The organism is Pseudodesulfovibrio pelocollis, assembly GCF_030282845.1.
Taxonomy (GTDB): domain Bacteria; phylum Desulfobacterota; class Desulfovibrionia; order Desulfovibrionales; family Desulfovibrionaceae; genus Pseudodesulfovibrio; species Pseudodesulfovibrio pelocollis.
This window is the reverse complement of record NZ_JASTWE010000026.1, coordinates 30,645-51,046: the sequence shown is the minus strand read 5'-3', so window position 1 is coordinate 51,046 and position 20,402 is coordinate 30,645. Positions and strand designations below refer to the sequence as shown.

Annotated in this window: 18 protein-coding genes; 11 read left to right on the top strand and 7 right to left on the bottom strand. The window is 64.7% G+C overall.

Annotated features, from left to right (window positions below):
- Window positions 1-23: 23 nt before the first annotated feature.
- Window positions 24-2,336, bottom strand: coding sequence for a bacteriohemerythrin (locus QQS14_RS10400; RefSeq protein WP_285906925.1), 2,313 nt, complete (start codon window positions 2,334-2,336; stop codon window positions 24-26).
- 167 nt (window positions 2,337-2,503) lie between these two features.
- Entirely contained in the window at window positions 2,504-4,240 is a 1,737-nt protein-coding gene (locus QQS14_RS10395) for a methyl-accepting chemotaxis protein (protein ID WP_285906924.1), read from the bottom strand.
- Between the two features lie 309 nt (window positions 4,241-4,549).
- Between QQS14_RS10395 and QQS14_RS10390 the strand changes: the two genes are divergently transcribed.
- Complete coding sequence (locus QQS14_RS10390) at window positions 4,550-5,824, top strand: IMP cyclohydrolase (RefSeq protein ID WP_345782795.1); 1,275 nt, start codon at window positions 4,550-4,552, stop codon at window positions 5,822-5,824.
- A gap of 59 nt (window positions 5,825-5,883) precedes the next feature.
- Here the strand turns inward: QQS14_RS10390 and QQS14_RS10385 are convergent, their stop codons facing one another.
- On the bottom strand, window positions 5,884-6,177 hold the full coding sequence (locus tag QQS14_RS10385) for a SemiSWEET family sugar transporter (protein ID WP_285906923.1): 294 nt from the start codon (window positions 6,175-6,177) through the stop codon (window positions 5,884-5,886).
- Between the two features lie 91 nt (window positions 6,178-6,268).
- Between QQS14_RS10385 and QQS14_RS10380 the strand changes: the two genes are divergently transcribed.
- The 3 genes from QQS14_RS10380 to QQS14_RS10370 all read left to right on the top strand — a co-directional run bounded on the left by QQS14_RS10380 (window position 6,269) and on the right by QQS14_RS10370 (window position 9,963).
- Window positions 6,269-8,323, top strand: coding sequence for a ribonuclease catalytic domain-containing protein (locus tag QQS14_RS10380; RefSeq protein WP_285906922.1), 2,055 nt, complete (start codon window positions 6,269-6,271; stop codon window positions 8,321-8,323).
- A 94-nt stretch (window positions 8,324-8,417) separates the two neighbouring features.
- A complete protein-coding gene (gene plsY, locus QQS14_RS10375; RefSeq protein WP_285906921.1) occupies window positions 8,418-9,008 on the top strand; it encodes a glycerol-3-phosphate 1-O-acyltransferase PlsY in 591 nt (196 codons plus the stop codon).
- Between the two features lie 7 nt (window positions 9,009-9,015).
- A complete protein-coding gene (locus tag QQS14_RS10370; RefSeq protein WP_285906920.1) occupies window positions 9,016-9,963 on the top strand; it encodes a cation diffusion facilitator family transporter in 948 nt (315 codons plus the stop codon).
- Between the two features lie 47 nt (window positions 9,964-10,010).
- On the opposite strand, the gene hflX is transcribed toward QQS14_RS10370, so the two are convergent.
- The 3 genes from hflX to QQS14_RS10355 all read right to left on the bottom strand — a co-directional run bounded on the left by hflX (window position 10,011) and on the right by QQS14_RS10355 (window position 13,183).
- Window positions 10,011-11,618, bottom strand: a complete 1,608-nt coding sequence (gene hflX / locus QQS14_RS10365; RefSeq protein ID WP_285906919.1) for a GTPase HflX — start codon at window positions 11,616-11,618, stop codon at window positions 10,011-10,013.
- A gap of 242 nt (window positions 11,619-11,860) precedes the next feature.
- Entirely contained in the window at window positions 11,861-12,457 is a 597-nt protein-coding gene (locus QQS14_RS10360) for an IMP cyclohydrolase (RefSeq protein ID WP_285906918.1), read from the bottom strand.
- A gap of 162 nt (window positions 12,458-12,619) precedes the next feature.
- Window positions 12,620-13,183 (bottom strand): tetratricopeptide repeat protein, encoded by a 564-nt coding sequence (locus QQS14_RS10355; RefSeq protein WP_285906917.1) that lies wholly within the window; start codon window positions 13,181-13,183, stop codon window positions 12,620-12,622.
- A gap of 469 nt (window positions 13,184-13,652) precedes the next feature.
- Here QQS14_RS10355 and flgB point away from each other — a divergent pair, with 469 nt between their 5' ends.
- From flgB to QQS14_RS10320, 7 genes are all read left to right on the top strand, one after another.
- On the top strand, window positions 13,653-14,063 hold the full coding sequence (gene flgB / locus QQS14_RS10350) for a flagellar basal body rod protein FlgB (protein WP_285906916.1): 411 nt from the start codon (window positions 13,653-13,655) through the stop codon (window positions 14,061-14,063).
- Window positions 14,064-14,501, top strand: coding sequence for a flagellar basal body rod protein FlgC (flgC, locus tag QQS14_RS10345; RefSeq protein WP_285906915.1), 438 nt, complete (start codon window positions 14,064-14,066; stop codon window positions 14,499-14,501).
- Between the two features lie 180 nt (window positions 14,502-14,681).
- Window positions 14,682-15,011 (top strand): flagellar hook-basal body complex protein FliE, encoded by a 330-nt coding sequence (fliE, locus tag QQS14_RS10340; RefSeq protein WP_285906914.1) that lies wholly within the window; start codon window positions 14,682-14,684, stop codon window positions 15,009-15,011.
- Window positions 15,012-15,067: 56 nt separating this feature from the next.
- Window positions 15,068-16,663 (top strand): flagellar basal-body MS-ring/collar protein FliF, encoded by a 1,596-nt coding sequence (fliF, locus tag QQS14_RS10335; protein ID WP_285906913.1) that lies wholly within the window; start codon window positions 15,068-15,070, stop codon window positions 16,661-16,663.
- A gap of 3 nt (window positions 16,664-16,666) precedes the next feature.
- A complete protein-coding gene (gene fliG, locus QQS14_RS10330) occupies window positions 16,667-17,665 on the top strand; it encodes a flagellar motor switch protein FliG (RefSeq protein ID WP_285906912.1) in 999 nt (332 codons plus the stop codon).
- Entirely contained in the window at window positions 17,652-18,422 is a 771-nt protein-coding gene (locus QQS14_RS10325) for a FliH/SctL family protein (protein ID WP_285906911.1), read from the top strand. Before fliG ends, QQS14_RS10325 begins: the two co-directional genes overlap by 14 nt.
- A gap of 2 nt (window positions 18,423-18,424) precedes the next feature.
- Entirely contained in the window at window positions 18,425-19,888 is a 1,464-nt protein-coding gene (locus QQS14_RS10320; RefSeq protein ID WP_285906910.1) for a FliI/YscN family ATPase, read from the top strand.
- 15 nt (window positions 19,889-19,903) lie between these two features.
- Here QQS14_RS10320 and QQS14_RS10315 read toward each other — a convergent pair whose 3' ends face one another.
- Window positions 19,904-20,323 (bottom strand): arsenate reductase ArsC, encoded by a 420-nt coding sequence (locus QQS14_RS10315; RefSeq protein WP_285906909.1) that lies wholly within the window; start codon window positions 20,321-20,323, stop codon window positions 19,904-19,906.
- Between the last annotated feature and the right edge of the window lie 79 nt (window positions 20,324-20,402).

The following is a 20,402-nucleotide window of genomic DNA, read 5'->3' as shown; positions in this document are numbered from 1 at the left end:
GGATTTAATTGCGGAACGCAACACTAGTATATCCCGCGCTCGTTGAAGAAGGCGCTGTACTTCTTGTCCACGCCCTTGATGTGCTTGACCAGCCAGTCCTTGAGGAAGTTCATGACCTCCATGGTCACCGACGACTTGCCCGAAAGTATCTGCTGCTCGAAGTCGAGCACCTTGTTCACAAACGCCTTGTGGGCGGCCACATGATTGACCAGCCCCGCGTACCCGTGCTCCTCGAACAGGGCCTCCTCGCTTGAGAAATGGAACACGGTGTATTCCTTGAGCTCGTCGAGCACCCTGGCCGTGGCCTGCATGCCCTTGCCCGAGCGCATGGCCGCGTGGAGCTTGTTGATGAGGTTGATCAGCCGCAGGTGCTGCTCGTCCACCTCGCGGATGTTGACCGACAGGTCGTCGGCCCACTGCATGATGCCGTCCTTGTCCTCGGCCTTGAGGCCCGAACGGTCGGACTGCCTGGGCGCGGCCTTGGCCGCAGGCGCACTCGCCCGGCCGTTGGCTGCGGGGGCTGCCTTGGCCGTGACACCCTTGGCCGGAACCTTTTGGGCGATACCCTTTTGGGCGAGAGCTTTCTGGGCGGGCTGTGCATCGTCCCCGGCCATCCGGCCTGCCGCAGACTCGTCGCCGGTCATGTCGCGGATCACGGCGTCCAGGTCGGCGGCCATGGCGGCCATGGCGTCCAGGGCCTGGGCGGCCCGGGTCATGCCCTGCGCCGTCTCGAAGGCGATGCGGGTGACGTCGGTGACGGCCTGGTTGATCTCCTCGCTGGCTGCGGACTGCTCTTCCGAGGCGGTAGCGATGGACTCCACCTGGGCCGCGGTCTCGCCCACGATGGACACGATCTCGGCCATGAACTGGCCCGACTCGTTGGCCGCGGCCGTGGACTTGACGATATCCTGCACCGAGGTTTCCACGGCCTGGATGTTGGCCCGGGCCTGGGCCTGGATGCGCGACACGGCGTCGCCCACTTCCTTGGTGGCCTGCATGGTCTTCTCGGCCAGCTTGCGCACCTCGTCGGCCACCACGGCAAAGCCTCGTCCGGCATCGCCCGCCCGCGCCGCCTCGATGGCCGCGTTGAGGGCCAGCAGGTTGGTCTGGTCCGCGATGTCCGTGACCACGTTCATGATCTTGCCGATGTTCTCGGCCTGTTTGCCCAGCTCGCCCATGCTCTCGTTGAGTTCGAGGATCTGGTCCTTGATGGCGTCGATGGAGGCCACGGCGGCGCGGACTCCCTCGGCCCCGGTCCTGGCGTTCTCCCTGGCCCGGTCGGCCGACTGGGCGGCGTTGGAGGCGTTGCGCGCCACCTCAAGCACGGTGGCGTTCATCTCCTCCATGGCCGTGGCCGTCTCGGCCATGCGGTCACGCTGCACGTCCGTGCCGTGGTTGACCTCGTCCACCTGGCTCGCCAGCTGGGTCACCGAGGCGGCCACATCGCGGGAAATGTCGCTAGCCTTGGTGGCGGCCCGGCTCATGGTCTCAAGCAGGGCGCGCACCTGGGCCTGCTGTTCGTCCGCCTTGGCCACGGCGCGGCGCGCCTCCTCGGCGCTGCGTTCGGCCTCCCGGCCCCGGGTCTCCACCGTGGTCATGGTTTCGCCCAGGGCATCGACCATGGTCACGATGGCGGTTTTCAGGTCGAGCAATTCCTCGGTGTACTCACCCTTGCTCACGGCCTTGAGGTCTCCCCCGGCCACGGCTTCGGCGTACTCCTTGAGATGCGAAAGGGGCCGGGTCAGCTTGGTGCGCAGATTGTAGAGCACCAGCAGCACGATGATCACGCCGATGCCCACGCATGCCGCCTGGCTGACCAGCAGCGTGGTCACCCGGCCTTCGGACTCGCGCTGCAGCAGGACCACGGCCTCGTTCATGGCCGCGACCACGGCCGCGCTCCGGGCCGCTATGCCCGCCACGTCCGGCTTGCCCGAGGTCACGCCCTGCTCCACCAGCGCCCGATACGCGTCCCACTGCTGGCGCACCTTGGCCAGTTGCGCCCGGGCCTCCCGGCTCGCCTCGGGCAACTGGCCCCTGGGGCCGCGCGGATCAAGGGTCAGGGGCACGGGGCCCGAGGCGTCGAGCGCAGCAAGGGACGACTCGAACAGGGTCATGGTCGTCTCGATCTGGCCGCGCAGGGCCGCGTCGCCGCTTGCGCCAAAGGCCAGGGCCTCCTTGCCGAGCTTTTCCGCGAGCATGCGCTGGCGTCCGGCGATGTTGAGTACTAGGCTGTCGCTCTCCTGGCTCGACGTGACCACCCAAGTGGCGGCGAACATGCCGACAATGATGAAGAAAATTATGAGTATGGATCCGATGAGACGAAACGAGATGTTCACGGGGTTCCTCCGAGCGATGGGAAATCAGGTGCGGACCGGGACGACTGGCTCTCGCCGCCGGACCTGACGGGAGTCATGGGCAACCATACATGGTCGCCTGCCAAAACACAACGGCGGAGCCGCTCCCGGCCGGGAACGGCTCCGTTGATGGTGTCAGTTCGCGGCCGCTAGAACCGCTCGAATCCGGAGTCGTCGTCCATGTCGAGATCCACCCCGCTGCCGGAATCCGGGGCGCGCCCGGCCTTGGCCGCAGGCAGGGGCTTTGCCGGGCTTGCGCGCCGGACCACCGGCCCTGGCGCACTCTTGCCCCCCGCCTTGGAAACCACCTTGCCCTTGGTCGGGTCATAGGCCTTCGTGCCCTTGCCCCCACGTGCCAGGGGCGCGGAGATGTCGCCATCCCCCACCTTGAAGAACCGGATGCTCTGCTGCAACTGCACGGCATGGCTCGACAGCTCTTCGGCCGTGGACGCCACTTCCTCCGAGGCCGAGGCGTTCTGCTGGATGACCTTGTCCAGCTCCTGGATGGCCTTGTTGACCTGCTCGCCGCCCGCGTTCTGCTCGTTGCTGGCTGCCGCGATCTCCTGAACCAGTTCAGCGGTCTTGCGAATGTCGGGCACGATCTTGGCGAGCAGGCCGCCCGCCTCCTCGGCCACCCTGACGCTGGTGGTGGACAGCTCGCTGATCTCGGCTGCGGCCGCGCCGCTGCGCTCTGCCAGCTTGCGCACCTCGGCCGCCACCACGGCGAATCCCTTGCCGTGCTCCCCGGCCCGGGCCGCCTCAATGGCCGCGTTGAGCGCCAGCAGGTTGGTCTGGCGGGCGATCTCCTCGACAATGAGGATCTTGTCCGCGATCTGCTTCATGGCCTCCACGGTCTTGGCCACGGCCCGACCGCCGCTGTCGGTGTCCAGGGCGGCCTGATTGGTCATGGAGTTGGTGGTCTGGGCATTTTCGGCGTTCTGGCCGATGCTTGAGGTCATCTCCTCCATGGACGCCGAGACCTCCTCGACGCTGGCCGCCTGCTCGGTGGCCCCCTGGGACAGCTCGATGGCCGAGGCGGCCAGTTCCTCGCTGCCCGCAGCCACCTGCTCGCTGGCCGAGCGCACCTCGCCCACCACGCGCCGCAACTCCTCGACCATGTTGGCAATGGCCCCTGAGAGCTGCCCCACCTCGTCGCGGCTGCGCACCGTCACCTTGATGTTCAGATCTCCCCCGGCCATGCGGTTGGCCACCTGTACTGCCTCCTCAAGGGGCATGACCATGCCGCGGACCACGAAGATCACCACGGCAATGATCAGGCCCATGACGAGAACGGTGGGCAGGAGAATCTGCCAGCGAAGGGTGGACACCTGGGCCTGGACGTCATCAACATAGATACCGCTGCCAACCATCCAGCCCCAGGGCTTGTACAGCTTGACATAGGAAATCTTGGGCTGGGGCCTGTCGGACCCCGGCTTGGGCCACATGTAGGGCACGAATCCTTCACCGGCGGTCCTGCTGACCTCGACCATGTCCATGAACAGGGGACGCCCTTCCGGGTCCCTGTTCTGGGACAGGTCCTTCCCGTTCATGTCGGGAATGATGGGATGCATGATCATGGTCGGACCCATGTCATTGATCCAGTAGTAGTTGTCGCCCATGTAGCGCATGGCCCCGATGGCGGCCTTGGCGCGATCCTGAGCCTCGGCCTGATCCAGGGTCCCTGCGGCAGCCAACTCGCCGTAGTATTGCATGATCGAGTAAGCCGTCTCCACCGCGCTGCGGGTGGCCACGCGCTTCTCATCCATCAGCGAGTCACCCACCACAGGGATGAAATACCCAAGCAATCCCCCAAGCACCACGATGACTGCCGCAAGAAAAAGGCTCAACACCTTGCTTCGCATCCCCCAATCCCTGAAACGTCGCATATTGCCTCCGATTCGTTGGCTGCGCCCAATGGTTCACCATTCTCCCCGGGACGCAGATTCTGACTTTGTCCCCACTCTGCCACAGTTTTCTGCCTGGAGGTATGATTATTTGTTACATTTCGACTGATCGATTGCTCAATCCCCTGCCGGACGCAGAACGGCACACTCTTTTCGCCACATCGCTTGAGGCCGGGCCGGGGCGCATCGCCCTTCGGATTTGCCCGCCGGGGCAAGCTGTGCTATGACCGCCTCCTTCCGGAACGCAACCGTAGAAAGCAACTGGCCAAGGAAGCCGCAAGGGGTAACGCCATGAGTGATCTGAAGAAAATGTACACCACGCTTCAGGAGGACCCGTTTCCGGCCGATCTGAAGCTGGTTCTGGGCGACCAGGAATTGACGTTCAGCAAGCGCACCTGGGAGATCGACGGCCAGACCAAGGGGTTGCGCTACGGCGAGAACCCGGACCAGCCCGCCGCCCTCTACGAATTGAAGAGCGGCTGCCTGGAAGTGGGCGGCGTGAAGTTCATCGGCGCGGGCCAGGGGCTCGTCTCGGCCCTGACCGAGGAGCACATGCTCCAGGCGGGCAAGCACCCGGGCAAGACCAACCTGACCGACGTGGACAACGCCCTGAACATCCTTCAGTACCTGTCGGCCAAGCCCGCGGCACTCATCCTCAAGCACAACAATCCCTGCGGCGCGGCCTGGACCGACGAGGGCGTGGCAGTGGCCCTGGGGCGCGCCTTCGAGGCGGATCGCATCGCCGCCTTCGGCGGGGCCGTGGTGGTCAACCGCACCCTTGATCTGGCCTCTGCCCAGCTGATCAATTCCGCCTATTTCGAGGTGGTGGCCGCGCCGGACTTCGACCCAGACGCCCTGGCCGAACTGAAGAAAAAGAAAAACCTGCGGATTCTCCGGATTCCCGGCATCGCCGGGTTGGAAAGCCTCGTCCGCACCCCGTTCCTGGACATCAAGTCCCTGTCCGACGGCGGCCTGGTGGTCCAGTTCTCGTTTCGCAACGCCATTCTCAAGGCAGGGGACTTCCTCCCGGCCAAGGCCGAGAAGGACGGCAACGTCTTCCTGGCCCGCGCCCCGGGCAAACAGGAGGCCGACGACCTGCTCTTCGCCTGGGCCGTGGAGGCGGGCGTGACGTCCAACTCCGTGCTCTTCGTCAAGGACGGCGTGACCACGGCCATCGGCACCGGCGAGCAGGACCGCGTGGGCTGCGTGCTCCTGGCCGTGACCAAGGCCTATACCAAGTACGCGGACCTGCTCTCGTCAAAGGAGCTTGGCCTGTCCATCTTCGAGCTCAAGCTCAAGGCGCTGAAAGATTCGGAAGCCAAGGCGCAACTCGCGGACATCGAACGACGCACGGCCGAGGCCAAGGGCGGGCTGCCCGGCTCGGTGGTGGTGTCGGACGGATTCTTCCCTTTCCGCGACGGCGTGGACCTGTGCATCGACCAGGGCGTGACCGCCATCGCCCAGCCCGGCGGCTCCATCCGCGACCACGAGGTCATTGCCGCGGTCAACGAGGCGGTTCCGCAGGTGGCCATGGTCTTTACCGGCCAGCGGTCCTTCAGGCATTAGGATTCTTAAATGAATGAACGGGGCTCGGCCGGGCCGGACGCTCCGGCGGAGTCCTGGATTCATCGGCGCGGACCGGGCGGGCGGCCCTTTGCGCGTCCGAACACGAGCTTCATGCCCAGAATCGCGGCGGCCAGGAGCAGGGTGGCCGCATTGGCCAGCAGCACGGCGGGCGAGCCGATGAGCGCACCATAGACGAGCCACAGCGACACCCCGAGGCACAGGAGCAGATACATCCGAAGCGAGATGTCGGCCACGGACCGGGTCCGCCATGTGCGGATTACCTGGGGCACAAAGGAGGCCGTGGTGCAGCACCCGGCCACGATGCCGATGATCTCGACGATTTCACGTTCCATGCGGACCCTTTACTCCGCCCCACTTACGCTGACAACCGATTCATGATAGATACGTCACACCCGACGCTCACCGCAGATCAAAGTAGCTTACATGGTCAAGAAATCCGTTTTCGCCCCAGTCATCCGCCCCGGAACGGTGGTGGAGTTCATGCAGGGCGATCATCCCCAGCTGGCCTGGGTGCTTGAGGAATCCTCGGGCAGGCTCAGGCTCCTCACCATCACCAAGCGGGAGATGAAGCTCCCGGCCGCACGCATCCTGCCCTGGACCGGCCCGACCCACAACGAAGACGCCAACAGACAGGAAATACAGGACTTTCTCAACGAGCACCAGGACCGGCGCGGCGCGATCCAGGCCGGGCTTGATGTCATGGAGCTGTGGGCCCTGGCCCAGGGCGAGATGGAGAGCGCGCCGCTCAACTGGTTCGCCGACCTGCTCTTTGACGACCCGGGGCCGGACGAACTGGCCGCCCTTGGCCGGGCCATGCTCTCGGCCAAGACCCACTTCAAGTTCCGGCCCCCGGATTTCGAGATATGGCCCGCCGAAAAGGTCGAGCAGCGACTGCGCGAAAAGACCGAGGAAAAGGAACGCGAGGCCGTCACCTCGGCCGGGCAGACCCTGCTCCAGGAGCTGTGGGCAGCCTACAGCCAGGGCCGCAAGCCCCAGCCGCCGGACCTGGACCGCGAACTGGCCGGGGCCATCGAGGGCCTGCTGCGCCACGCCATCGCCTCCACCCTGGACGAGACCGGCACCAAGGTCTGGCAGGCCATCTCCAAGGGGCTGCCGGACACCCCCCACCTGCCGCTGCTTCTGGCCCAGACCTGGGGCGTGCTCCCCCATCACCACAACCACCTGCTCGACGAGGCAGGCTATGTGTGGGGAGACAGCTGGCCGGAATCATTCCTGAGCGAAATCGAAGCGATAGAAGCGGACTTTTTCAATGAGGCCGCCGAAGAATCCTCCCTGGACCTGATCAGCATCGACGCGCCCACCACCCGGGACATCGACGACGCCTTTCACATCGAAGCGGACGGCGACGGCTTCGCCCTGTCCATCGCCCTGGCCCGGCCCGACGCCCACTGGCGCTTCGGCTCGCCGCTCGACCGGGCCGTGGCCGACCGTGCCACCAGCCTCTACCTGCCCGAGGGCACGGCCCACATGCTGCCCGAGCGGTTCGGCACCGGATTGTACAGCCTGCTGGCCGGGGAGCGGCGGCCGGTGCTCATCGCCCTCTTCCGCCTGGACGCCCGGGGGGAGTTGCTCTCGGTGACGCCGCGCCTGACCTGGGCCACCATCAGGGCCAACGTCAGCTACGAGGCCGCCGACCGAGCCATTGCCGAGGAGGCGGACCCGATGCTGGTCCTGGCCCACCGGCTGGCAAAAGAGCGCATCGACCGGCGCATCGAGAGCGGAGCCTGCGTCATCCGCAAGCCCGAGCCAGTGGTCACGGTCACGGGCCAAGGTGCCCAGGCCGTGGTGGACATCACCCTCAAGGAGCCGTGCCCCCTGGCCGAGCTGGTCATCAGCGAATTCATGATCCTGGCCAATTCCGGCCTCGCCCTCTGGGCCAGGGACCATGGCGTGCCGCTGCTCCATCGCACCCAGGACATCGCCCTCCCCCAGGAGGCGGCGGGCATCTTCACCGAACCGGCGGAGATATTGCGCTCGGTCAAGCTGCTGCTGCCCCCGGCCCTGGAGACCGCGCCCAAGCGCCACGCCGCCCTGGCCGTCCCGGCCTACGCGCCCATCACCTCGCCGTTGCGCCGCTACACGGACTTCATCAACATGTCCCAGGTCAGCAGCCAGCTTCTGACCGGACAACCGCGCCTCGATACCGAGGCCCTGGACCACCTCGCCATCCAGTTGGGCACGCGCATCAGGGCGGTGAGCGCCGTGCAGCGCTTCTGGCCGCGCTACTGGAAGCTCGTCTATCTGGCCCGGCACCGCAAGTCGCTGCACCCGGCCGTGCTGGTGGAGGACACCGGTCCCATGGCCACTCTGGCCATGCCCCAGTATCAGATCAATGTCCGCGCCCCGCGCAAGCTGCTGGGCGACAAGCTCTATCCGGGCCAGCGGTTTCAGGTCAGCTTTTCCCGCATCGACCCGCTGACCAACGAGATCAGGCTGGCGGAAGTCTTCGAGGACTGACCACCGCGACAGGTCCGGGCATCCGCCCCTTCCAATCGCGGCTCAAAAGCGATACATACACAGCACTACACGCACGGCATCAGGAGTACCCCGCATGTCCCTCATCCTCTGGCTCATCATCGCCTACGTGATCGGCTCGATCCCCTTCGGACTGGTCGTGGCCAAATCCCTGTGCGGCATCGACCCGCGCACCGACGGCAGCCGCAACATCGGCGCCACCAACGTGGCCCGACTCTGCGGCATGAAATTCGGCATCGCCGCCCTGGTCCTCGACATCGCCAAGGGGCTGGTGCCGGTGCTCATGGCCTCGGCCTGGATCGAGTCAAACCTCGGCCTGAGTCTGGTGGTGCTGGCGGCCATCCTCGGCCACGCCTTTTCCTGCTTCCTGCGCTTCAAGGGCGGCAAGGCCGTGGCCACCACCGTGGGCGCGTTCCTGGCCGTCTCCTTCTGGGGCACCCTGCTTTCGGCGGCCATGTGTCTGGCCGTGGTCGGCCTGTCGGGCCATGTGTCCATGGGCTCGCTGACCCTGGCCTTGGCCCTGCCCGTGTTCATGCTCATCACCGGCAACGTGGCCTTCGTGCCCGTGGCCCTGGTGGTCATGGTCCTGCTCTTCTGGCGGCACCGGGAGAACATCCGCAGGCTGGCGCGCGGCGAGGAAAACCCCTGGACCAAGCCCAAGGCGTGAACCGGCCATGAACGGCGCGTCCCCCAGGCGGTTCGCCGTCTACTCCATCATCGCCTCGATCATCACTTTGGGCCTCAAGTTCGGAGCCTGGGGCATGACCGGCTCGGTGGGCCTGCTCTCGGACGCCACGGAATCCGTCATCAACCTCGCCGCCGGGGTGCTGGCCCTCACGGCCATCACCATCGCCCTGCGCCCGGCCGACCGCAAACACGCCTATGGCCACGGCAAGGCCGAATACTTCTCAAGCGGCATCGAGGGAGTCCTGATCGTCGCGGCAGCGCTGGCCATTGCCTACGCCTCCATCGACCGGTTCCTCAACCCCCGGGAACTGACCAACCTCGGCCCGGGCCTCGGCCTGGCCCTGCTCGCCTCGGCCATCAATTTCTTCACCGCCAGGGTCATGCTCCGGGCGGCCACCCACTTCGACTCCATCACCCTGGAGGCCGACGCCAAACACCTGCTCACCGACGTATGGACCTCTGTGGGCATGGTGGCCGGGCTGGCCGTGCTCCTGGTGGCGCCGCAGTGGCAGATCCTCGACCCGATCATCGCCATCGTCATGGCCGCGAATATCGTGCGCACGGGCGCGGGCCTCGTCAGACGCTCGGTGGGCGGGCTCATGGACGACGCCCTGCCGCCCGACGAGATCGAGCGCATCGGCGCGGCCATCCGCAAGCACCAGGGGGATAGCGCCACCTTCCACGGCCTGCGCACCCGAAAATCCGGCCGCCATCGGTTCATCGACTTTCACCTGCTCGTGCCGGGCCAGACCTCGGTGCAGGAGGCCCATGACCTGTGCCGGGTCATCGAGGACGAGATCGAAGCGGCCCTGGGCAGGACCGAGGTCACCATCCATGTGGAGCCGCTGGAATGCGACTCGTCCTATGACGGCAGGGAAGTGGGCGGCATGTGCGAGGCGAGTGTGCCCACGGACGGAAAAGACCGGACTCGCTAAGCCCGGCCTTTCACGTCGCCACTACCCGCCCAAGAAGTACGGACGGCTCAGTCCCCCAGTCGGCCCCAGGGGATGGCGGCCAGGATGGCCTCCACCACCGGCTCCAGGGATGAGCGCTCCACGGCCGAGGCCGGGATGCCCTCGGGATAGACATTGCGCATGGCCTCGCGCGCCTCTTGGTCCAGGCGGTCCCATTTGTTGAGCACCAGGATGGAGGCGATGGCGTCAAGCTCCATGTCGGCCAGAATGGCGCGCACGGCCTCCACCTGCTCCTCCACCTCGGGGTGGGAGGCGTCGCAGACCAGCACCAGCAGATCCGCCGACTCCAACTCCTCCAGCGTGGCCCGGAAGGCCTCCTTCAGATCCGGCGGCAGGCGGCGGATGAAGCCCACCGTGTCGGTCAGCACCACCTCGCGCTCCTGGGGAAAGCGGATGCGGCGGCTGGTGGGGTCGAGGGTGGCGAAGAGCTTGTCCTCGGCCAGGACCTTGGACTGGGTCAGGGTATTGAGCAGGGTGGACTTGCCCGCGTTGGTGTAGCCCACCAGCGAGACGATGGGCAGCCCGGCCTTGGCCCGACGCTCGCGGGTCTGGGTGCGCCGCTTGCGCACCTGGTCCAGCTCCTTCTTGAGCCGTGTCAGCCGGTCGTCGATGCGGCGGCGGTCGATCTCGAGCTTGGTCTCGCCCGGCCCGCGCCCGCCGATGCCGCCCATGAGGCGCGACATGGCCCGGTTCTTTCCCACCAGACGCGGCAGGGTGTACTTGAGCTGGGCCATTTCCACCTGGAGCTTGCCCGAGGCGCTGGTGGCATGCTGGGCAAAGATGTCGAGGATGAGTTGGGTGCGGTCCAGGATCTTGCGCTCCGTGACCTCGGCCAGGTTGCGGATCTGGGTAGGGGAAAGCTCCTGGTCGAAGATGATGACCGAGGCGTTGGTCTGCAACGCCTTGACCTCAAGCTCGGCCAGCTTGCCCTTGCCCATGATGAACCTGGGGTTCTTCTTGCGCACGCGCTGGACCATGGTGCCCACGGCCACGAGCCCCGCCGTGTCGGCCAGCTCGGCCAGTTCCTCAAGGGAAAGGGTCTGCACGGCGTGCGGGGTGTCGTCCACGCTGACGAGCAGGACGCGCTCCGCGCCGCCGTCCAGGTCGCGGGCATCGTCCTGGCGGCCGAACTCGTCCTCCAGCGCCTCCACGATCCCGGCCAGATCAGTATCGAGCCTGTCCCAGCGGACCGGATCAAAGACCTCGTAACTCTTGTCATCGGGATTGGGCGGCAGCAGGTGGGCCACCTGGGCGGAATGCGGGGTGCCCTCGGCCACGGTCAGCACGGTGACTGAATCAAGGCGCAGGAAGACCATGTCCATCAGATCTTCCTGGGACAGGGCCTCGCCAGCCAGATGGGTGTGCAAGAGGCGCAGGCCGCGCAGCCTGCCCGAGCTCATGCGCGCCCGGGGCAGCTCGGGGATGTAGATGGAGCGGTTGTCGCCCACCAGGACCATCTCCACCTTGCCCTGGCGGTCGACGAGCAGGCCGATCTGGCGACCCGTGTCGGCGCTCAACTCGGCCAGTTCGCGCGCCTGCTCGGTGGTGTAATTGGCGTCCGGCGGGAACTGCCGCTGGGAGAGCCGGACAAGACGTTTGATCTGGTTGGGTTTCAACCCTTGCAGGTTGCCCTTTGGTTTCTGGGCTATGGCCCGCTCCTTTGAGGCCGCGAGGGGAAGCCCGAGGCCTCGCCCGCGTCGGCCTGTTATTTATGTGTTGAAAATGTCATTTTCTCAGGCTGTTCAAAAAGGTTCGAGTGCAAGGCGCGAAAAAAGGTCAAGGCCGAAGCGTACTTCCTGTACGCGAGGATTTGACCTTTTTGAAGCAACGCAGCAATCGGACATTTTTCAACAGCCTGTCATGCGTCATTTTCCGCCAGATAGCTGGCGATCATGGCATCGTACTCGGACACAAGCCTGAAGGTCAGGGCTGCCATCTCCTTGCGCAGGGCAAGGGACACACCGCCGGACTCGGCGATCTCGGCCATGATCCTGGGGTAGTGCTGCGGATCGGGCACCACGAGGATGGAATGGAAATTCTTGGCCGAGGCGCGCAGCATGGTGGGTCCGCCGATGTCGATCTGCTCCACCGCGTCCTTGAGGCCCAGCCCCTTGGCCGCGGCCTGGGCGAAATTGTAGAGATTGACGCAGATGAGATCAAAGGGCTCGATGCCGAAGTCGCGCAGGGTCTCCATGTGGCCGTGGTCGTCCTTGTCGGCCAGGATGCCGCCGTGGATCATCGGGTGCAGGGTCTTGACGCGGCCCCCCAGGATTTCCGGAAAATCGGTCACGTCGCTGACCGGGGTGACGGGCAGCCCGGCCTCGGAAAGCATCCTCTTGGTGCCGCCGGTGGAGACCAGTTCGCAGCCGTTCTCCACGAGAAACGCGCCGAATTCGGCCAGGCCGGATTTGTCGGTGACGGACAGGATCGCTCTTTTGACGGGCAACAGGTTCATGCACAGTCCTCTCTTGGTGTTTTGAGAGGCTGTGCCAGATTTGCCGGTCGAAGGCAAGCGGCGTCCGGGCTCGCGCCCCGGCATCCCGGGAGATGCTGATTTCCCGCCCCGTCCGCCAAAACGGGCGGGACGGGAAATCAACGGGGAGGGGAGACCGTGGTTCTAGGCCTGGAGCTGTTCGAGCAATTCCCTGGCGGCGGCGAACTCGGGGTTGGCTTCGAGAATCTTCTCAAGCTCCCCCCGGGCCGCGTCTTCCTGCCCGGCACACATGAGGCACCCGGCCAGGGAGAAGCGAACCTCGTGCTTGGCCGGATCTATCTCCAGGTAATTACGGAGATAGGGAATGATGTCCGCCACACGCTCCAGTTCATGGCCGAGCCTGATCAGGCTGAACAGGGCGACCATGTTTTCGGGGTTCATCCTGACGGCCTCGACGAACAGGGAATAGGCATTCTCCTTTTCGCCGTTCTCCATCCGGATGAGCGCGATCCCGGAAAGACTCTTGTCGCTGGGCGCGACCTTGTGGGCCTTCTCGTACATGACCAGCGCGTCGGCCAGATTGCCGCGCTGCACGGCCACGGTGGCCAGCCCCAGATACGGGTCCGGGTGGACTCCGTTGGAGCCGACGGCCTTCCTGTAGTATTCCTCGGCCTTGTCGAGCTCACCCATGAACAGGTAGCACTCGCCGAGTTCCTTGTTGATTTCGTAATCCAGATGTCCACTCATGTCGTTCCCCTCCGTTTCTCCTTTACCCGGCGGCCGGGTCGAAAAAATCGTCCGGGCTCACTTGGCCCGCGCTGGTGCCAAGCAATCCCTGTGCCAACAGCGACAACATTCACCTTTCATCAAGAAACGCGGCCTACAGCGGCCAGATGCGCCCCCAAACGCCCATGTTAACACCCCGCAATAAAAAATCTTTCAGCCCAAACCGGCAACATGTGCCCTGACCCGCCCCGGGCCGCCCCGGGCCGCCCCCCGGGCGACGCCTTGCGGCCCATTACTATGGAAAAGCAAAGACCCTTCCGATCTTCTCTCTGACCCGGCGAAGAGGCTCAAGACGTGCATTTTTGGCACATATCCTTATTAATCAGATAGTTGCATAATTGGAACGCTAGTTGCTAACCCCATCGCGGGAAAGGCGGAAAAAAATGCCCGCCACCAACCCCAAGCCGGGGAAACGCAGGAGGATCAAGGCATGAAGGGACTTTTCGGGAACCACATCCATTTGACGTCGCGGGTGCTGGACATGCGGCTCGAACGTCAAAATCTCGTCACGGGTAACATCGCCAATGTCGATACGCCCGACTACAAGGCCCGCCGCCTCGAATTCGAGGACAAGCTCCAGCAGGCGCTCAATCTGGACGCGCGCGGCAAGATGACGCGCACCCAGAAAAGCCACATGCCCGCGGTCTTCAGCGCCGACGGCTTCCAGGGCGACGGACTCCAGGAGTTCAAACCCCGCCACGTCTACGGCGAAGACAGCGTGGACATGGACAAGGAGATGGCCATCATGAGCAAGAACGGTCTCATGTACAACGCCCTGGCCAGTGTCATCAAAAAGAACTTCGAGGGCTTGCAGAAAGTCATCGCCGAAGGAGGCAAGTAAATGGACTTCATGACCGCACTCGACATCGGCGCGTCCGGCCTCAAGGCGCAGCGCGCCACGCTCAATGTCATTTCCATGAACATGGCGAACATTCGGACCACCAAAACCCTGGAGGGCGGCCCCTACCAGCGGAAATCCGTGTCGTTCGAGTCCAGCCCGGTCTACTCGCCCTTTGACGAGGCCATGCACAGCCAGCTCAACCGCGACCTGCACGGGGTCAAGGTCCTCGGCGTCACGGCAGACCAGCGGCCCTTCAAGCAGGTCTACGAGCCGCACCACCCGGACGCCAACGAGTTTGGCTACGTCTACTACCCGGACATCAACGTGGTCGAGGAGATGACCTACATGATGAACGCCACGCGCGGGTACGAGGCCAACGTCCAGACCATCGAATCGGTCAAGCAGATGTTCAACAAGGCGCTGCAAATCGGCGTGTAGCATTTTAACAGACCGTTGAAAAAGTCAAAACATGGAGGCTGTTCAAAAATGGTGAGATGCTAGACGCGATAAAAGTTCAAGGCCGAAGCGTACTTCCTGTACGCGAGGGTTTGGACTTTTTGAAGCAACGACGCAGATCGCCGTTTTTCAACAGCCTCTTAAGGATCAAGGAGCACAGCAATGGTCATCAAAAGCGTCGCCATCAACGCCTATCAAAACGCCATGGACATGCGCCGCAGGTCCGTGGACTCCACCGTGGCCGCCCGGTTGCTAAAACCGACACCCCCGGCCCAGGGATTCAACGACACGCTCAAGGACTCGCTGGTCAAGGTCAATGACATGGAGTCGGAAAAGAAGCTGATGATCGAGGAATTCGCCTCGGGCAAGAAGCAGAACGTCCACGAGCTGATGATCACCATGCAAAAGGCCGGGCTGGCCATGTCCATGACCAGCGCGGTGCGCAACAAGGTGATGACCGCCTATCAGGAAATCATGAAGATGCCGCTCTAGCGGCCGCATCGATCAACGCATAACCGGGACAACCACTTTCCTCGGGAGAAGAAGAGATGCCTCCTTTCATCACCGATTACCTGTCCAAGCTGTATGGCTTATGGTCGGACCGCACCACGGCCCAGCGCATCCTCATCGCGGGTCTGGCCATTTCCGTGGTCCTGGCCTTCGCGCTGATGATCTACTGGATGAACAGGCCCGACTACAAAGTGCTCATGACCAATCTCTACCCCGAGGACGCCTCCAGGGTGGTGAGCATGCTCCAGTCCGCCAAGGAGCGCTACAAGATCGACGACAACGGCCGCACCATCCTGGTCCCGGCCGACCGCGTCTACGAGATCCGCCTGAAGGTGGCCGGAGAGGGCAACCTGCACGGCCAGGGCATCGGTTTCGAGATTTTCGACGATGTCAAGATCGGCCAGACCGACTTTGTGCAGCACATCAACTTCCAGCGCGCCCTCCAGGGCGAACTCTCCCGCACCATATCGGAATTTCCGCAGATCGATCAGGCCCGCGTGCACCTGGTCATCCCCAAGAAGAGCCTGTTCATCGAGGACCAGATGCCCCCCTCGGCGGCCATCATCCTTCAGCTTCGCGACAACACCAAGCTCGCGCCCAACGAGGTGCAGGGCGTGGTCAACCTCGTGTCCATGTCGGTCGAGGGACTCCAGCCCAAGAACATCACCGTGACCGACATGAAGGGCCGCCCCCTGTACACCCCGGAGGACGATTCCTCTGGCCTGGCCCTGTCCAGCACCCAGCTCGACTTCAAGGCCGACATGGAAAACACCACCCAGCGCCGGATCATGGAACTGCTCGGCCCGGTGGTCGGTCCCGACAAGGTCATCGCCCGGGTCAACGCAGACCTCGATTTCAGCCAGAAGACCATCCGCAGGGAAAGCTACGACCCGGACGGCTCGGTGGTCCGCTCCGAGACCCGCAGCGAGGAAACCACGGCGGGCGCGGCCTCCCTGGCCGGCGGCGAGCCGGACGCCAACTTCCGCGGCGACGGCTTCACCGGCACGCGCACCACCCAGGACTCCACCCGCGAATCGCGCACCACCAACTTCGAGATCAACAGGCAGGAAGAAAACATCATAGCCCCGGTTGGGGAGTTGAAACGATTGAGCGTTGCGGTTATCGTGGATGGAACGTGGCAGACCGACGAGGATACCGGCAAGGCCGTGTATGTGCCGCGCTCGGCCGAGGAGCTTGACCGCATCAGGAACCTGATCGCCGGAGCCGTGGGCTTTGACAGCGTGCGTGGCGACTCCATTGAGGTGAGCAACATCTCCTTTGGCGAGCCGAGCCTGTACGACGGCGACTCGCTCATGCGCACCATGCTCGAATACGCCCAGCGGCTTGGCAAGCCCTTCCTCAACGGCCTGCTCATCTTCCTGTTCCTGATCCTGGTCGTGCGGCCGGTGATCATGGCCCTGATCCGCCCCCGTGTGGCCGAACAGGAGATCGAGGAGATGGCGGGCCTGCCCGGCTCCCAGCGCCTCGCCCTGGAAGAGGACGAGATCGACGAGGAGGCCATGGACATGTCCAGACGCCTCGAAAACGCCAAGAACCACGCGGTGCAGCTGTCCGACGACAACATGGACCAGGCCGTGCACCTGCTCAAGAGCTGGCTTGCCCAGGAGGCATAGGGAATGTCCAACTTCACCGGACCGCAAAAAACAGCCATCGTGCTGCTCGCCCTGGGCGAGAAGTTCACCGGCGACGTGTTCAAGCGGATGGAGCGCAACGAGATCGCGGCCGTGTCCAAGGCCATGCTCGATACCGACTCCGTCCCGCGCGAACAGGTGCTCCAGGTGCTCAAGGAGTACAACGAGGCCCTGGCCTACGGCGCGGAACTGCTCATGGGCGGCGCGGAGACGGTCAAGCGGCTGCTGACCAAATCCCTGGACAGCGAGACAGCCAAGTACATCATGGACTCCCTGGACCTGGATACCGGCCCCACGCCCTTCCAGGAGCTGGAAAACGTCAGCCCGCGCATCCTGGCGCAGATTCTCAGAAACGAGCATCCCCAGACCCTGGCGCTCATCCTGGGCCACCTGCACCCCGATCAGGCCGCCGAACTCATCCAGAACCTGCCCTCCGGCGTTCGCGCCGAGGTGCTCATGCGCCTGGCCAAACTCGAAGCCGTGGCCGAGGAGATGCTCATGGAAGTGGACAAGGTACTGCAAAGCCAGCTCATCGCCATGGGCGGCAAGGAAGGCAAGAAGGTCGGCGGCGTCTCGGCCGTGGCCGAGATCCTCAACGCGGTGGACCGCAACACCGAGGAAGAGGTCCTCTCCGAGATCGAGGAGGAGTCCACCCAGATGGCCGAGGACATCAGGAACCTCATGTTCGTGTTCGAGGACATCAAGAGCATCGACGACATCGCCATCCGCGAACTGCTCAAGGAGGTCTCCAACGAGGACCTGACCATCGCCCTCAAGGGCGCGAGCGACGAACTCAAGGACAAGTTCTTCAAGAACCTCTCCGAGCGCGCCAGCACCATGATCAAGGAAGACCTGGAAATCATGCCGCCCAAGAAGCTCTCCGAGGTCGAGGCGTCCCAGCAGAACATCGTCAAGACCGTTCGCCGCCTGGAGGACGAGGGCAAGATAGCCATCAACAGAGGTGGAAGCGATGTCTTTGTCTAGACCCCACAGCGCGACCAGAGGCCCGCTGACCGGCAAGGTCATCATCGGCATGAGCTCGCCCGGGCCGGACGAGATGACCATTCAGGAGCTGGAAGGCAAGCGCCAGCTCATCTGGGACGATTCCACCAACGAGGAATACCTGACCAAGGTCCGCCAACGCGCGCAGGAGAAAGCCAAGGAAATCATCATGTTGGCCGAGCTGGAAGCCGAGGCCCTGCGGGCCACGGCCCGCCACGAGGGCTACGAGGAGGGGCTGGCCCAGGCCCAGGCCGACGTGGAGCAGCACACCCTGGTCATGTCCCAGGAGGTGGAAAAGCTCCTGGCCCGGCTCGGTGCCCACGGCACGGACATCTTCGAGGCCCGCAGGCGCGATGTGGCGGCCCTGATCCGGCTGGCCGTGGAAAAGACCCTGCGCATCGAGATGACCCAAAGCCGCAAGGCGTCCCTCGAATCCCTGATGCGCGAGGCGCTGGAGCGCATCGAATCCCGTCGGCAGCTGGTCATCCGCTGCGCCGAGGAGGACGCGGCCGGTCTCGACGCCTTTCTCAAGGACATCCAGGCGCGCAACCCCGCGCTCAAGCAGTGGACGGTCAAGCCCGACCCTGCCCTGACCCAGGGCGGCGTGGTGGTGGAGGCGGACGACGCCAAGGTGGACAATTCGGTGGCCACGCGCTGGAAGGGGGTCGAAGCCCTCCTGGACCAGCTCGCCGAGGTCGTCACCCGCGACGAACCCGCCGCTGGCGGCAGCGGGGAATAGCCGTGGCTTCACAGTCCAGGCTCAGCCTGCTGGAGCAGCTCGACCCCTGCCAGGCTTTTGGCAAGGTGACCAAGGTGGTGGGCCTCATCGCCGAAGGCCACGGCATCCGGGCACCCCTGGGCTCGGTCTGCTATCTCATTCCCGAAAACGCCAAGCCCATCGCGGCCGAGGTGGTCGGCTTCCGCGACGGAGCCTGCCTGTTCATGCCCTATTCCGACATGCGCGGCATCGGGCCGGGCAGCCTCATCCAGAACGCGGCCACCCCGCCCCATATGCCTGTTGGCACAGCCATGCTCGGCCGGGCCGTGGACGGTTTCGGCGAACCCATGGACGGAAAAGGACCTTTCACGCCCGAAGCCTTTGTCCCCCTGCACCGCGAGCCGCCAAACCCCCTGGAGCGGCCGCGCATCAACGAGCCGCTGGATGTGGGCATCCGCTCGGTCAACGCCCTGCTGACATTGGGCAAGGGCCAGCGCGTGGGCATCATGGCCGGTTCCGGCGTGGGCAAGTCCACCACGCTGGGCATGATCGCCCGCTATACCAAGGCGGACATCAACGTCATCGCCCTGGTGGGCGAGCGCGGCAGGGAGGTGGTGGAATTCATGGAGCGCGACCTCGGCCCCGAGGGCATGGCCCGCAGCGTGCTGGTGGTGGCCACCTCGGACAAGAGCCCGCTGATCCGTATGCGCGCGGCTTACGCGGCCACTTCCGTGGCGGAATTTTTCCGAGACCAGGGCAAGGATGTGCTGCTGATGATGGACTCGGTCACCCGGTTCGCCATGGCCGGGCGCGAGGTGGGGCTGGCCGCGGGCGAGCCGCCCACGCGTGGCGGCTACACCCCGAGCGTCTTCAGCCATCTGCCCCAGTTGCTGGAGCGCGCGGGCAAGAGCGCCGCAGGGTCCATCACCGGCATCTACACCGTGCTCGTGGACGGCGACGACTTCACCGAGCCCATCGCCGACTCCACCCGCTCCATCCTCGACGGCCACATCGTGCTCACCCGCGAGTTGGCAGACCTCGGCCACTACCCGGCCATCGACGTGCTCAAATCCATCAGCCGACTGCGCAATGACATTGTCACGTCCGAGGCCCAGGCCGACGGACAGGCGCTGCTGCGCCACATGGCCACCTTCAAGCGCGTGGAAGACATGGTCAACATCGGGGCCTACCAGAAAGGGGCCAACGCGGAGGTAGACAAGGCCATCGCCATGGTCGCGCCCATCAACGGGTTCCTGCGCCAGCAGGTGGGCGAGCGCGAGCCGCTCGACTCGGCCATGGACAAGCTCCACACCCTGGTGGCGGGCGGCGAAAAGAAGAACCAGCCCGGTGCCCAGGCAGCCCAGCCTGGCCAGCAGGCCAAGGCCCAGTCCCCCAAGTTCCAGACCAACAAGCCCCAGCCCGGCAAGCCCCAGCAGATCAAGCGGGTTCCCATCCCGCCGTCAGCCATTCCCGTGACCCGCTCATAGCAGGGTCAGCCCGGCTCAGTCCTCCAGACTGCCCGGCAGCCCTTCGACCATGGCCCGAATCTCGTCGCGCACCCGGCGATACACGGCCAGCCGCTCCTCCTCGGTCGCCAGGCTGGCGGCCAGGCTCGGCGGATCGTCGAACCCGCGATGCACGCGCCTGGCTTTTGACGGGAAGTAGGGGCAGTTCTCGGCCGCATGGCCGCAGAGGGTGACCACGTAATCGAACTCCACCTCGGGCAGATCGTCCACGGTCTTGGAGGTCTGGGCCGAGATGTCCACCCCGGCCTCCTGCATGACACGCACCGCGTCCTGGTTCATGCCGTGGCGCACCACCCCGGCCGACCAGCTCTCGATGTCCGGGCGCAGGTGGCGGGTCCATCCCTCGGCCATCTGGCTGCGGCAGGAGTTGCCAGTGCACAGGTACAGTATTTTCATGGAAGACTCCTCGATATTTCTGATGGTGCGGATGGTTCATCCTCGCACGGACCTGTCCCTGGCTCATTCCGGCGAATCG